14 protein-coding genes and 1 tRNA gene are annotated in these 14447 nt (G+C 67.4%); 11 read left to right on the top strand and 4 right to left on the bottom strand.

Going from position 1 to position 14447, the window contains the following annotated elements; translation table 11 throughout:
* Positions 1–151: 151 nt before the first annotated feature.
* The 4 genes from murI to E3O39_RS14315 all read left to right on the top strand — a co-directional run bounded on the left by murI (position 152) and on the right by E3O39_RS14315 (position 3446).
* A complete protein-coding gene (murI, locus tag E3O39_RS14330; protein ID WP_134445815.1) occupies positions 152–1066 on the top strand; it encodes a glutamate racemase in 915 nt (304 codons plus the stop codon).
* Positions 1063–1797 (top strand): ribonuclease PH, encoded by a 735-nt coding sequence (gene rph, locus E3O39_RS14325; protein ID WP_134445814.1) that lies wholly within the window; start codon positions 1063–1065, stop codon positions 1795–1797. Before murI ends, rph begins: the two co-directional genes overlap by 4 nt.
* Positions 1798–1800: 3 nt before the next feature.
* Complete coding sequence (gene rdgB / locus E3O39_RS14320; RefSeq protein WP_134445813.1) at positions 1801–2403, top strand: RdgB/HAM1 family non-canonical purine NTP pyrophosphatase; 603 nt, start codon at positions 1801–1803, stop codon at positions 2401–2403.
* Positions 2404–2522: 119 nt separating this feature from the next.
* Complete coding sequence (locus tag E3O39_RS14315; RefSeq protein WP_134445812.1) at positions 2523–3446, top strand: cation diffusion facilitator family transporter; 924 nt, start codon at positions 2523–2525, stop codon at positions 3444–3446.
* Positions 3447–3618: 172 nt separating this feature from the next.
* On the opposite strand, the gene E3O39_RS14310 is transcribed toward E3O39_RS14315, so the two are convergent.
* The 4 genes from E3O39_RS14310 to E3O39_RS14295 all read right to left on the bottom strand — a co-directional run bounded on the left by E3O39_RS14310 (position 3619) and on the right by E3O39_RS14295 (position 6256).
* Positions 3619–4374, bottom strand: a complete 756-nt coding sequence (locus E3O39_RS14310) for a DedA family protein (protein ID WP_166787219.1) — start codon at positions 4372–4374, stop codon at positions 3619–3621.
* Between the two features lie 99 nt (positions 4375–4473).
* Positions 4474–5175, bottom strand: a complete 702-nt coding sequence (locus E3O39_RS14305) for a DedA family protein (protein WP_134445811.1) — start codon at positions 5173–5175, stop codon at positions 4474–4476.
* Between the two features lies 1 nt (position 5176).
* Positions 5177–5258: transfer RNA gene (locus E3O39_RS14300), tRNA-Leu, on the bottom strand.
* A 32-nt stretch (positions 5259–5290) separates the two neighbouring features.
* Positions 5291–6256: a LysR family transcriptional regulator gene (locus tag E3O39_RS14295; RefSeq protein WP_134445810.1), complete on the bottom strand. Its 966-nt coding sequence runs from the start codon at positions 6254–6256 to the stop codon at positions 5291–5293.
* 101 nt (positions 6257–6357) lie between these two features.
* Between E3O39_RS14295 and E3O39_RS19170 the strand changes: the two genes are divergently transcribed.
* The 7 genes from E3O39_RS19170 to E3O39_RS14255 all read left to right on the top strand — a co-directional run.
* Positions 6358–7761, top strand: coding sequence for an MFS transporter (locus E3O39_RS19170; protein ID WP_134445809.1), 1404 nt, complete (start codon positions 6358–6360; stop codon positions 7759–7761).
* A 2-nt stretch (positions 7762–7763) separates the two neighbouring features.
* Entirely contained in the window at positions 7764–8528 is a 765-nt protein-coding gene (locus E3O39_RS19165; protein ID WP_134445808.1) for a 3-hydroxybutyrate dehydrogenase, read from the top strand.
* Positions 8529–8618: 90 nt separating this feature from the next.
* Positions 8619–9848, top strand: a complete 1230-nt coding sequence (locus E3O39_RS14280; protein ID WP_134445807.1) for a CpaF family protein — start codon at positions 8619–8621, stop codon at positions 9846–9848.
* Positions 9845–10753, top strand: a complete 909-nt coding sequence (locus E3O39_RS14275) for a type II secretion system F family protein (RefSeq protein WP_134445806.1) — start codon at positions 9845–9847, stop codon at positions 10751–10753. Before E3O39_RS14280 ends, E3O39_RS14275 begins: the two co-directional genes overlap by 4 nt.
* Positions 10741–11628, top strand: coding sequence for a type II secretion system F family protein (locus E3O39_RS14270; protein WP_198413445.1), 888 nt, complete (start codon positions 10741–10743; stop codon positions 11626–11628). Before E3O39_RS14275 ends, E3O39_RS14270 begins: the two co-directional genes overlap by 13 nt.
* 232 nt (positions 11629–11860) lie before the next feature.
* Positions 11861–12304: a hypothetical protein gene (locus tag E3O39_RS14265; RefSeq protein WP_134445805.1), complete on the top strand. Its 444-nt coding sequence runs from the start codon at positions 11861–11863 to the stop codon at positions 12302–12304.
* A 1583-nt stretch (positions 12305–13887) separates the two neighbouring features.
* The coding region (locus E3O39_RS14255) for a tetratricopeptide repeat protein (RefSeq protein ID WP_166789566.1) at positions 13888–14447 on the top strand (560 nt) is incomplete at its 3' end.

Genomic DNA, 14447 nt, shown 5'->3' with positions numbered 1-14447 from the left:
ACGGCGAATCTGACGCCGTCCTGCGCGGCGACCGTCGGTTGGCGGGAACCCTCTTTCGAGTGTAGTTACGGCCATATTCCCGGCGTGGTACGCGCGGGCGCCCGCACGGCCTCGGAGCCTCGGTCAGCCGGGCCGACTAAGCTCGATTGTCGTGACGGATGCACCCATAGGAATTTTCGATTCTGGCGTCGGCGGTTTGACCGTCGCTCGGGCGATCAAGGACCAGCTGCCCAACGAGTCGATTCTGTACATCGGAGACACGGCCAATTCGCCGTACGGGCCGAAGAAGATCGCCGACGTCCGCGGCTTCGCACTCAAGGTTCTCGACGACCTCGTGGCCCAGGACGTGAAGATGCTGGTAATTGCCTGCAACACCGCGTCGGCCGCTGTGCTCCGAGATGCGCGGGAGCGTTACAGCGTCCCGGTGGTCGAGGTCATCCAGCCCGCCGTGCGACGCGCGGTCGGCACGACCCGCAACAACAGGGTCGGTGTGATCGGCACGATCGGCACCGTGAATTCACGGGCATACGAGGACGCCTTCGCGGCAGCGACGAACATCAGGCTTTTCACCAGGGCCTGCCCCCGATTCGTCGAATTCGTCGAAGCCGGGGTCACGACCGGCGACGAGGTGCTCGCCGTCGCCGAGGAATACCTCGCCCCCCTGCGCGCTGCGGACATCGACACCCTCGTGCTGGGCTGCACGCACTACCCGTTCCTGCGCGGCGCGATCTCGTACGTGATGGGCGACGCCGTGTCGATCGTCTCGAGCGACACCGAAACCGCCAACGACGTCTACCGGATCCTCGTCGGGCAGGGCCTCGCCCGCACCGAGAAGGCACCTCCGAGTTACCGCTACGAGGCGACGGGCAACAGCGCCGATGACTTCCTCGACCTCGCCCATCGCCTGGCCGGCCCGGAGGTCTCGACCGTCGACCTGGTCGAGACCGGTGTCTTCAGTCTCAGCGAGCTCGTCGAGTTCGCAGCAACCCACCCTAATTCCGAGCACAATCACGCAGCGTCCCTCCTCCACCCGAGGGATGCCCGGCACACCAAGGAGACCTCATGACCGACATCGTGCGCGCAGACGGACGGGCCATCGACGAACTACGGCCGGTCACGATCGAACGCGGCTGGAGCGACCAGGCCGAAGGGTCCGCGCTCATCTCCTGCGGACGCACGAAGGTGCTCTGCACCGCGTCGTTCACCAACGGTGTCCCGCGCTGGATGAGCGGCAAGGGCAAGGGCTGGGTCACCGCGGAATACGCGATGCTCCCGCGTTCCACGAACGAGCGGATGGCCCGCGAGGCGGTCAAGGGCAAGATCGGCGGCCGAACGCACGAGATCAGCCGTCTTGTCGGCCGCAGCCTCCGAGCGGTCGTCGATATGAAGGCGCTCGGCGAGAACACCATCGTGATCGACTGCGATGTGCTCCAGGCCGACGGCGGCACCCGTACCGCCGCGATCACCGGAGCCTACGTCGCACTCTTCGACGCGCTCGAGTGGGGTCGGCAGCAGAAGTTCATCGGCCAGAAGGCGCAGCCCCTCACCGACAGCGTCGCCGCGATTTCCGTCGGCATCATCAAAGGCGTTCCCATGCTCGACCTCGCATATACCGAGGACTCGAGTGCCGAGACAGACATGAACGTCGTCGTCACCGGCCGGGGCTCCTTCGTCGAGGTGCAGGGCACGGCGGAGGGCGCCCCCTTCGATCGTGCGGAGCTGAACTCGCTGCTCGACCTCGCCCTCGCAGGGACCGTCACCCTGACCGAACTGCAGAACGCCGCCCTCGGGCGCTGACGGATGGGCGCTGACACCATGCGGCTCGTACTGGCCACCCACAACGCGCACAAGGTCGACGAGTTGCGCCGCATTCTCGCGCCGCAGCTCCCGGGGGTCGACGTGCTCGCGTACGACGGCCCTGAACCCGTCGAAGACGGAACGACCTTCGCCGAGAACGCCCTCATCAAGGCTCGTGCAGCCGCGGCACACACCGGCCTGCCCGCCATCGCGGACGACTCGGGTATCTGCGTCGACATCCTCGGCGGCGCGCCGGGCATCTTCTCCGCACGCTGGTCGGGCCCGGCCAGGGATTCCGGCGAGAACCTGCGCCTGCTGCTCTGGCAGCTCGGGGACGTGCCGGAGGAACACCGCACCGCGCATTTCACCTGCGTCGCCGCCCTGGCGCTGCCGGACGGCACCGAACGGGTCGTGACGGGGGAGTGGCCCGGCCGGATCCTGACCGAGGCCGCGGGGGCCGGCGGCTTCGGGTACGACCCGATCTTTCTCCCGGACGGTTATGCGATCTCGGCGGCGGAGCTGACGGCATCCGTCAAGAATCGCGACAGCCACCGGGCGCGCGCCTTCGACGGGCTCGTCCCCGTACTGCGGGAGCTGCTCGGCTGATCCGGCACCGGCACCGGTCTCGATACCGGCGGAGGCGCCGCTCAAGCCCTGATAACGGCTCTCATTCCCAACTGGGCGCTGAACTGGCGACGCGCCCCGGCACCGCCTAGCGTGGAGGCATGGGCCACGATCACGCGCACGGGCACGGGCAGGCATCCGCCACCAATCGCACCCGGTTGTCCTTCGCGATCGGGATCGTCGCCCTCGTGCTCCTCGTCGAGGTCGCAGGGGCCTGGCTGACCGGGTCGCTTGCCCTGCTCGCGGATGCCGGGCACATGTTCTCGGACCTGGCCGGCCTGATCATCGCCCTCATCGCCACCGTCGTGGCCGCCCGGCCGGCCACGGACCGGCAGACGTTCGGCTACCAGCGCGCCGAAGTGTTCGGCGCGCTCATCAATGGGCTGATCCTGCTCGGCGTCGCCGTGTCCGTCGTGATCGGCGCGGTTTCCCGGCTGCTCGGGCCCGGCGAGGGCCACGTTCAGGCCGGACCGATGCTCTGGGTCGCCGTGATCGGCCTCGTCGCGAACATCGGCGCGCTGCTCCTGCTGCGCCCTGCTGCCGGCTCCTCGATCAACATGCGTGGCGCCTACCTCGAGGTACTCGGAGACACTCTCGGCTCCGTCGCGGTCATCGTCGCGGCCGGGGTCATCCTCACTACCGGTTTCGAGCAGGCGGACTCGATTGCGTCCCTGCTGATCGCGGCCATGATCGTGCCCCGCAGCTTCACCCTGCTCAGAGACGTCGTACGGGTGCTCAGCGAATCGGTGCCCGTCGACACCGACGTCGCAGAGATCCGCAGGCACCTCATCGAAACGCCGGGGGTAGCAGCGGTGCACGACGTGCACGTCTGGGCGATCACGTCCGGCGCGCACGTGTTCAGTGCGCACGTCGTCGTCGAACCCGCCGTACTGCAGTCCGGCGGCTCAGGGGCGCTGCTCGACGCCCTCTCGGAGTGCCTCAGCACCCACTTCGATGTCGAGCACTCCACGTTCCAGCTCGAGCCGGCCGAGCATGCCGATCACGAGGACTTCCCGCACCGCTGACCCCGACCTCCCGCTTCCACGCTCCGCGCGCGCGCCTCAAAGACGTCCGTGCCTGTTCCGAATTCAGGAGTTGAGGCCCGGAACCGGGATCAACGCACTCCTGAAGCGGTTCAGCCGGGCTCAGCTCCTGAATTCGGAACGCAGCGCGCGCTGGAGTCCGCGATGGGGAGTGTTAGTCGTCGTGCTTGGGGTGGCCGGTGAAGACATCCGCGTCGAGGACGAGGCTGCCGGTGTCGGTCGTCGACGGCGCGGCCGCGGCGAGCGCCTTGGCCTTCTTCGCCTTGCGCGAGGACTGCACGTAGTGGAACGCGGTGGGGATGAGCGTGCCGAGCACGGCCGCGATCAGGATCAGGTCGATGTAGTGCGTGACGAAGTCGGCGACCGGCGGGATGTACCCCAGGAAGTACCCCCCGAAGGTGAGGCCGGCGCCCCAGATCATGGCGCCGACGAGGTTGTACAGGGAATACTTGCGGTAATTCATGTGGCCGACGCCCGCGGCGACGGGTGCGAACGTGCGCACGATCGGCACGAAGCGTGCGATGATCACGGCGAAGCCGCCGAAGCGTTCGAAGAAACCGTTGGTACGCTGCACGTTCTCGACGCTGAACAGTCCGGATTCCTTGCGTTCGAAGACGCGCGGGCCGAGCTTGTGACCGATCAGGTAGCCGACCTCGCCGCCGAGGAACGCCGCGAAGCCGATGGCGAGGGCGACCCACCAGATGTTGATGTGGATGACGCCCGCGAAGGTGAGGAGGCCGGTGATGACGAGGAGGGTGTCGCCGGGCAGCAGGAAGCCGACGAGAAGGCCGGTTTCGGCGAAGATGATCGCGCACACTCCGAGCAGGGCCCATGGACCGAACCCGTCGATGAGGTTTACCGGGTCAAGCCACGGGATGAGTCCGGCGTGGTTGAGAGCAGTGTTGAGCACGAAGATGACTCCAGTCGGTGGTGGCCATGGCGACCGCACGGTGATGAGCAGGGATGGTCTGTTACAGGCTAGCGCTAAAGGGAGGGTGGAACCCGTGAATTACCCGGCCGCGGGGTCGTCGGCCGGGGTATCGGCCGGGCCGTCTGGTCGGCCGCCGCCGGCCGCGTCCCGGCGGTTCTCGGCGCGGTCGGCGAGCCAGGTGCGGCCTCCGAAGAAGATGGATGCCGCGATGAAGACCCCGGCGATGACGTACGCGGCGCTCTTCACGCCGGGCAGGCTCGCCGCGAAGTATCCCGTCAGGGTGAGCCCGACGCCCCAGGCGAGTGCGCCGACGAGGTTACTGGAGAGGAACCGGTAGTAGTTCATCCGGCCGACCCCTGCGATGACGGGCACGAAGACGCGCGCCCAGGGCATGAACCGGGCGATCACGACCGACCACCAGCCGTACTTGCGGTAGAAGGCCTCGGTCTTCACGATGGCAGCGCGGGTGCGACGGCCACCGCGGCGATCGAGGTAGCCGCGGCCGAAATGCCTCCCGAGCAGGAATCCGACCTGGTCGCCGAGGAATGCGGCGATTCCGGTTCCGATCATCAGCACGACGATGTCCACGTTCGCCGCCGATGCCGCGACGAGCCCGGACCCGAACAGGAGCGAATCCCCGGTGATGAACGGGATGAAGACTCCGAGGAATACCGCGGTCCCGGCGAAGACGAGGGCCCAGACGAGCAGGTAGAACACGATGACGCCCGTGTTCGCGAGCACATCGGTCAGTTGGCCGTCGAGGGCCGATGTGCTCATCATGTGCGGGAGAGGGGACTTGAACCCCCACGCTCGAAAGCACAGGAACCTAAATCCTGCGTGTCTGCCAATTTCACCACTCCCGCTTGTGCCGTTCCAGTGTAGCCAGATCGTCTGGTCAGCCTGCCCCTCCGCGGCCCTGCAGGGCGTGGGTGAACGCCGCGGTTCGGGCACGGAGGGCGTCGACGACGGCGGCGACGGCGGGCTGGTGCAGGGACTCGGCGCGGAGCACCATCCAGTACGGCAGTTCCTCGTTGAACTTGTCCGGCAGGAGGCGCACGAGGTCCGGGTGCTGGTCGGCCATGAAACACGGCAGGAAACCGATCCCTGCTCCCGCCCTGGTCGCTTCGACGTGCACGAACACGTTGGTCGAACTCAGCGAGGGGCGCATCGACGGCACCTGCCGCCTGGGGGCATCGAGGTCGTCGACGAGCAGCATCGAATCGACGAAGTAGACGAGCGGATGCTCGGTGAGCTCTGCAACGCTCACGGGCGTGCCGTTCTCGGCCAGGTAGTCCCGCGACGCATACATGCCCAGGACATAGTGCCCGAGCAGGATCGCGTCGGCCCGGTGCACCTGAGGCTCTCCGACGACGACCTCGATATCGAGTCCCGACCGGTGCTGGAGCGCGCGCCGCGTCACCGTGACGATCTCGACCCGCAGGCCGGGATGCCGGCGCTGCAGCGCGGCGACCGCCGGCGTTGCGATGTACGCGCTGAAGCCATCCGTCGCCGAGAGCCGCACGACGCCGGAGAGCTGAGCGGCCTGCCCGGGAGGGCCGCCGAGCAGGGAGACGGCGGCCTCGACGTTTTCCGCGGCGTTGACCGCGCGGGAGCCGAGTTCCGTGAGCTCCCAGCCGCCGACCGTGCGGGACAGCACCCGGCCGTCGAGCGCCTTCTCGAGGGCTGCAATGCGGCGCGAGACCGTGGTGTGATTGAGGCCGAGGCTTTCCGCCGCGGTCACGAAACGGCCGCTGCGTGCGACCGCGAGCAGCACGAGAAGGTCGTCGGCGTTCGGCGGCAGGGTGGGGCGGGGTCCGGTCATATCTGCAATTATGCACACACGGAGTTCGGAAGTGGTCATGGCCGCAGAGCCGACGGGCGGCGATACTCGGTGGAGCCAGGGCGGCGACCCGCCCCCGGCATCCAGCGACAGTGTCAGCGAAGACACCGAAGGAGACAGACATGAGCGTCAACGAACGCATCACTGCCGACAGCCCCGGAGGCGCGGGATCCCGCGACAACCGGGAAGAAACCTCCGGCCTCAGGAAGATCGTGGCCGCCTCGATGGTCGGCACGGTCGTCGAATGGTACGAATTCTTCCTCTATGCGACCGCGGCGAGCCTCGTCTTCGGCAAGTTCTTCTTCCCGAACGCGGGCAGCGAACTCGACGGGATCATCGCCGCGTTCCTCACCTACGCGGTGGGCTTCATCGCCCGGCCGCTCGGAGGCATCGTCTTCGGCCAGATCGGCGATCGCCTGGGCCGCAAGCACACCCTGCAGGTCACGATCATCCTCGTCGGGGCCGCGACCTTCCTGATGGGCTGCCTGCCCGGCTACAACACGATCGGATACTGGGCGCCCGCGCTGCTCGTTGCACTCCGCTTCATCCAGGGCTTCGCCGTCGGCGGGGAATGGGGCGGCGCCGTGCTGCTCGTCGCGGAGCACAGCCCGGACAAGTCCCGCGGCTTCTGGGCGAGCTGGCCGCAGGCCGCCGTCCCGGTCGGCAACCTGCTCGCGACCCTCGTGCTGCTCACCATGTCGTGGATCCTGCCTGCGGAGCAATTCCTCGGCTGGGGCTGGCGGGTCGCCTTCTGGCTGTCCGCGATCATCGTGGTGATCGGCTACTACATCCGCACCCATGTCAGCGAAGCGCCGATCTTCCTCGAGGCCCGCGCCCAGGTCGAGGCCGAGAAGGCCATCAGCTACGGCGTGATGGAGGTCGTCCGCAAGTACCCGCGCGGCATCCTCGGTGCGATGGGGCTGCGGTTCGCCGAGAACATCCTCTACTACACGATCGTGAGCTTCTCGATCGTTTACCTCGTCACGGTGCACAAGTACAACACCAGCCAGTTGCTCCTGGCCCTGCTGATCGCCCACGTCGTGCACTTCCTCGTGATCCCGCAGGTCGGCAGGCTCTCCGACCGCTTCGGCCGCAAACCGATCTACCTCACCGGCGCGATTCTCGGGGCCAGCTGGGCGTTCTTCGCCTTCCCGATGTTCGACACCCTCAACCCGGTCGTCATCGTCGCCGCGATCACGATCGGGCTGTGCTTCCACGCCTTCATGTACGCCGGGCAGCCGGCGATCATGGCCGAGATGTTCCCGACCCGGATGCGGTACTCCGGCGTCTCCCTCGGCTACCAGGTCACGTCGATCCTCGCCGGCTCGCTCGCGCCCATCATCGCGACGGCGCTGCTCCAGCAGTACAAGTCCTGGCTGCCGGTCGCGTTCTACCTCGTGATCGCGTGTGCGATCACGGTCGTCGCCGTTGTGACGCTCAAGGAGACCAACGGCATCTCGCTCCGCGACGTCGACGCGGCGGATGCCGCCAGGCACGGCCTCGAACCGGCCCCGACGCTGCGTTGACCGTGGAACAGTCCCTCGCAGGGAGGCGCGCCCTCGTCACCGGGGGAGCGAGCGGCATCGGCGAGGCCGTCGTGCGCTCCCTCGCTGCCCGCGGAGCCCACGTCACGGTCGCCGACATCGACGCGGCGAGTGCTTCGGTGCTCGCCGCGGAGGTTCACGGTTCGACGTGGGTCGTCAACCTCGCCGACACTCCGGCCCTGACGGACGCCCGGCTCGCGGACGTGCTCGGCGACGTGGACATCCTCGTGAACAACGCGGGGATCCAGCGCATCAACCCGATCCCCGACTTCGACCCCGCCGACTTCCGGCTGATCCTCGCCCTCATGCTCGAGGCCCCGTTCCTGCTGATCCGGGCGGCGCTCCCTGGGATGTACAAACGCGGTTTCGGACGGGTGGTCAATGTCACCTCGGTGCACGGCATCCGTGCGTCGCCGTTCAAGGCCGCATACGTCTCGGCGAAGCACGGGCTCGAGGGGCTCTCGAAGGTGACCGCCCTCGAGGGCGGTGACCACGGTGTCACGAGCAACTGTGTGAGTCCCGGCTACGTGCGCACGCCGATGGTCGAGAAGCAGATCGCCGACCAGGCCGTCGTGCACGGCATCCCCGAGTCGGAGGTGCTCAGTCGGATCATGCTCACCGAGAGCGCGGTCAAGCGCCTCGTCGAACCGGCGGAGGTCGGCTCGCTCGTGGCGTGGCTCGCCTCGACGGACGCGGCGATGGTCACCGGCTCGAGCTACGGCATGGACGGCGGCTGGTCGGCCCGCTGATCCGACTGGCCCATTCCGGTGTGCGGCCCGGACGGCGGATGCCTGTGGATAACTTCAACGGGGATCCGGCCGTCCGGGCACACTGTGCGCATGAGCGAGGCCGTGCGCATCATCACCGAGCAGGTGCGCTCACGGGTGCGCCGTGACGGCGTCGACCTCGCCTCCGACGAGAACCTCGCCGAGCGATACGTGCGCGCCGAGCTCCAGCGCTACAGTGAGCGGGCGCTCGGTGGGGCGCATCCGCTCATCTCCGACGAGCATCAGGCGGCCAGGGAAGTCGTCGCTTCGCTGACCGGGTTCGGGGCGCTCCAGCCGCTCCTCGACGATCCGGAGATCGAGGAGATCTGGATCAATGGACCGTCCCTGGTGTTCGTCGCTCGGGACGGCGTACCCGAACTCACCGACATGGTCCTCACCGCACGGGAGGTGCGCGACCTCGTCGAGCGAATGCTGCAGGCCTCCGGCCGTCGTATCGACCTGAGTTCACCGTTCGTCGATGCCTCCCTGCCGGATGGTTCGCGGCTTCACGTCGTGATTCCCGACATCACGCGGGAGTGGTCGGTCAACATCCGGAAGTTCACCCGGCGCATCCGCGACCTGAACCAGCTCGTCGGCCTCGGCTCGCTCACCCAGCAGGCCTCGGAGTTCCTGCGGATGTGCGTGCTCGCCGGACAGAACATCCTCGTGTCGGGAGCCACCCAGACCGGGAAGACCACGATGCTGAACGCCCTGCTGTCGGCGACCCGGCGCAACGAACGGATCGTGACGGTCGAGGAGACCTTCGAACTCGACCTGTCCGCCCGCGACGTCGTGTCGATGCAGTGCCGGCAGCCGAGCCTCGAGGGCCGTGGCGAGATCACCCTGCGGCGACTGATCAAGGAGTCATTGCGGATGCGCCCCGACCGCCTCGTCGTCGGCGAGGTTCGAGAGGCCGAGAGCCTCGACCTCCTGATCGCCCTCAACAGCGGCCTGCCGGGGATGTGCTCCATCCACGCGAACAGTGCGAGGGACGCCCTCGCCAAGCTCTGCACGCTGCCGTTGCTCGCGGGGCGCAACATCGATTCCGCGTTCGTGCTGCCGACCGTCGCCGGGTGCATCGACATCGTCGTGCACTGCGAGATCGACCGGCACGGGCGCCGGCGGGTGACGGAGATCCTCGCGGTCAGCGGACGACTCGCCGGCACCGTGATCGAGGCGAGCCCGATCTTCCTCGCCGACCGGGGCGGGCTCACGCCGACGGGCGGCCAGCCCGGCAAGCTGGCCAAGTTCCGGGCGGTGGGGCTCGACCCCGCGATCGTGCTGCGGGCGGACCGCGCATGAGGCTCGCGCTGGGCTGCCTCCTCGGCGCCGGCCTGCTGCTCATGGCCGCGCCATTCCTCTGGCCGCGGCGCCGGGTGGCGGCGGGCGCCCAGGATTCACCGCCGAGCCCGCCTGACGGCGCAAGCGGCCGGCCCCACCCGCGCGGCCCTGCGACCCTGCGCGGGTCCCTCGCCCTTGCCGGCCTCGGCTCGCTGCCGCTCCCGGCGTTCACGGCGATTTCGCTGCTGCTGGGCCTGGCCTGCGCTGCCCTCGCCCAGGCGCTGATCGGAGTCAGGGCGCTCGCCCTTGTCGCCGGCCTTGTCGGCACCCTGGTGCCGACGACGATCGTGCTCTGGCGGGCCCGCGAGCGACGGCGCTCGCACCGTACGGTCTGGCCGGACGTCGTCGACCACCTGGTTTCGGGCGTGCGCTCCGGCCTCGCCCTGCCCGACAGCATCAGCACGCTCGCCGAATCCGGGCCGGTGCCGACGCGGGCCGCCTTCGCCGACTTCGCCCGCGACTACCGCGCGACCGGGAGTTTCGGTTACTCCGTCGACCGGCTCAAGGCCGGCCTTGCCGATCCGGTGGCCGACCGCATTCTGGAGACCCTGCGGATGGCCAGGGAGGTCGGGGGAAGTGACCTCACCCTCGTGCTCCGTGACCTCGCGGCCTGGCTGCGGCAGGATGCCGCGATTCGGGCGGAGGTGGAAGCCCGGCAGTCGTGGGTCGTCAACGCCGCAAGGCTCGGCGTCGCCGCACCCTGGATCGTGCTCCTGTTGTTGTCCTCCCGGCCGGAGGGAGCGGTCGCATACAACACCGGCAGCGGGGTTGCCGTGATCGTCTCCGGACTTGTGGTGTCGGTGATCGCATACCGCCTGATGGTCTTCATCGGCCGCCTGCCCGAGGAACGCCGGTGGTTCCGGTGAGCGCCCCGCTCGCGTGGGGTGTGTTCTTCGGCGCGGTGCTCGGTATCGGGCTCTGGTCGCTCGTGAGCGTCTTCCCCCGGCTCAGCCGGCCCCGGCTGGCCGACCGGTTGGCCCCGTACATCCTGGACGTGTCGCCGGAGGCCCGCGCGTTCGTCGGGCGCACCACCGTCGATCCGATCCCGGTGCTCGGCACCCTGTTCGTGCCGGTCTTCGGCCGGCTTCGACGCGGACTCGCGGCTCTCCTCGGCGGTTCCGACACCGTCGAACGGCGTCTCCGGCAATCGGGGTACCGGCGCAGCCTCGACGAGTTCCGCTCCCAGCAGCTCGTCTGCGCACTCCTGTCCCTGGCCGCCGGCCTCGTCGCGGTCGTGTTCGTCCCCGCCCTGCACGCCCTCCCGGTGCTGGCGGCTGCCGCGATCCCCGTGCTCGTCGGGCTCGGCGGTGCCTTGCTCTGGGATGGGCTCCTGCGCCGAGCCGCACACAGCCGACTCACGAGGATGCGTGCCGAGCTGCCGACCATTCTCGAGTTCCTCACCCTGTCCCTGTCGGCCGGGGAAGGCATCCTCGATGCATTGGCCAGGGTGTCCCGCACGAGCGCGGGGGAGCTGTCCCGCGAATTCGCCGGCGTCGTCGCCGAGGTGCACTCCGGGATCCCGCTCGTCGAGGCCCTCCAGTCACTCGCCAGGTCCCTGCAACTGACGGCGCTGACCCGCTTCGTCGACCAGGTCGGCGGTGCACTCGACCGCGGCACCCCGCTCGCCGAGGTGCTGCGCGCCCAGGCGCAGGACGCCCGCGAGGAGACCAAGCGCGAGCTCCTCGAGGTCGCGGGGAAGAAAGAGGTCGCGATGCTCGTTCCGCTTATACCGGGACTATGATGTGTTTTGCTTTAATCATCCTGATCAGGTATTTGTCTAATCTTACTGCTTCGCGAACTCGCCAAGCACGCCGTTTCGGTGGTCTCTCCTGTTCGGACTAGTCGGCTTTTGAGATGGCTCCTGCCGTCTCGTTGGCCGCAGTGGTCTGTCTTGGGTTCTCCGCTTTCCCTAGCGGGGTGTGGTGGGTTGGGGCATGATCCCGGTGTTTCGTTGAGACTCTTGGGAGGTTGTTGTGGTTGATCCGGTGACGTTGGGTGTGGTTGCTGCTGCTTTGGTGGTGAAGGCTGCGGAGAAGGTCGGGGAGAAGGCCGTTGATGGGGCGGCGAATGCGTTGGAGAAGATGGTGGTGTGGTTGCGTAAGCGTTTTGAGGGGGACAAAGATGCGGAGGCCGCGCTGAAGGGCGTGGAGGAGGTTCCAGATAGCCCCTCCCGTGCGGGTGCTCTGGCTACTGTGATCAACCAGCGTGCCGATGCTGATGAAGCTTTCAAGAGTGAGTTGGCGGCCTGGGTCAAGGAAACGAAGGCCGCGGGGGTGAAGACGGGTGATGTTTCGTTGATTGCTGATCACGCTACGGGTGTGGTGCAAAACGCGAACGTCAGTGACTCGACGATCACCGTGAGTTACGGGAACCTGCCTGAGACTGGGCGGCGGGGATCCTCGGATGACCGTCTCTGACGGGCTGGTGCCTGGGGGCCAGTGGGCTCAGGGTAATCAGAATGTGCAGATCAGCCGTGTTGTCGGGGCCACGATTCAGATCTCATTTAATGACCGGCGGTGGTTTGTGCCGGTGGAGTCCGCTGTCATCCCGGTCACCGCTAATGCATCGCCTGCGGAACTTATTCAGGCTAGTTCTGGGGTGATCCCGTATGTGGACCGTGCGGGACTGTTGGGCTCTTTGGTTGACTGGACTCGTAGCGATCTTCCGTTTGCGGTGTGTGTGTTGGGAGGGCGTGGTGGCACGGGTAAGAGCCGCCTGAGCGTTGAAGTGTGTGAGCGAGCCAGCGAGAATCATTGGTTGGCGGGGATGTTGCAGCATGATTTGGAAGCGGCCGAGCTCCAGGATTTGGCCGACACTCCCACGCATCGTCTGGTCGTGATTGACTCTGCTGAGAACCGGGTCGGGCAGTTGGAGAAAGTGCTCCCTGCGCTGCAACGCGCCGCCTCGAACGAGCACCGGGTTCGCGTGGTGTTGCTGGTTCGGACTGCGCCGCGGACAAGCGACGACTGGACTGAGTCGCTGCGGGCAACCGTGACCAATCGTCTCCGGGCGATCCTCAGCGAGACACGCGCCTTCGATCTGAACAAGGCGGAGCCGACGGCCGATGAGAGGCTGGCGTTGTTTCACGCCGCCGCCGAAGCGTTTTCAGGGTGGCCGGGGTCGCCGGCCGATCCGATGGAATCGACTGACCCGGATCTGACGGGGCGGGCTTTCGATAGTGCGCTGTTGATCGTAATCACCGCATACTTAATTGTTCAGGGCGGTGTCGGACCGGATTTCAGCCGTTCCACCCGGAGTCAACTGCTAGAAGGACTCCTGGAGTACGAGGCCATGTATTGGTCTGACAGGGCGCGCAACCTGGCCCCTTTGCCCGATCCCGTTTTGTTGCGTCGTGTTGTCGCTGTGGCGACTCTCGCGGGCGCGGGCGCGGGCGCTGGTGCCGGGTCTGACGCGGCGGCTGAGGACGAAGCCGCCAGGCTGCTGCGGAGCCTTCCCGAACTGTCGAACGCGCCCGACGAGCGGTGTCACCAGCTCGCCCGTTGGCTCCACAATCTTTATCGAGGTCCTCAGTGGTGGAATGCTTTGGAACCTGACCTGCTCGCCGAGCACCTGATCGGCACCACACTCAAGGACTTTCCCAGTACTGTGGCCGCAGCTCTCGACCGTTCCCGGCCGGAGAGTCTCGTTCAGCCTTTGATCGCCTGTGCCCGGACCGCGGCTATGGATGAGTCCTTCGCTGACGCGGCCCGCCCGATCCTCACAGGGAACCTCGAACGCCTCTGCAACGTCGCCGTCTCGCAAGCTGCCGGAACCTCTGACCTGGGCCTCCTGCTGAAGGGCGCGACGATCGCCAGCGCCTTAGATCAGGCCGTAACCATGATTCGCCCCAACCTCACAGCCCTACAGAACGCCCTCAACATCCTGCCGGCACGGAAGGACGTCATCCTCAACGGACTTGCCCTCACCCTCACCCAACAGCACGTGAATGCCCTCCGTGCCACGGCAGGTGACCCGGCCGCGTACGAGNACCCAACAGCACGTGAATGCCCTCCGTGCCACGGCAGGTGACCCGGCCGCGTACGAGCCCGGCCTTGCCGGGTACTTGAACAATCTGTCGCTCCTGCTGTCCGGGGTGGGGCGGCGGGAGGAGGCGGTGGTGCCGATCGTGGAGGCGGTGGAGATCTATCGCCGGTTGGCGGAGGTGAATCCGACCGCGTACGAGCCCGGCCTTGCCATGTCCTTGAACACTCTCTCGCTCCGGCTGTCCGGGGTGGGGCGGCGGGAGGAGGCGGTGGTGCCGATCGTGGAGGCGGTGGAGATCCGTCGCCGGTTGGCGGCGGTGAATCCGGCAGCGTACGAATCCGACCTTGCCATGTCCTTGAACACTCTCTCGAACCGGCTGTCCGGGGTGGGGCGGCGGGAGGAGGCGGTGGTGCCGATCGTGGAGGCGGTTGAGATCCGTCGCCGGTTGGCGAAGGTGAATCCGGCCGCGTACGAATCCGACCTTGCCGGTTCTATGCACACTCTCTCGAACCAGCTGTCCGGGGTGGGGCGGCGGGAGGAGGCGGTGGCGCCGATTGTGGAAGCTGTGGAGATCGG

Source organism: Cryobacterium sp. MDB2-A-1 (genome assembly GCF_004402675.1).
GTDB lineage: Bacteria > Actinomycetota > Actinomycetes > Actinomycetales > Microbacteriaceae > Cryobacterium > Cryobacterium glucosi.
Note: the sequence above shows the minus strand (reverse complement) of the source record. Positions and strands in the feature narration are given on the sequence as shown.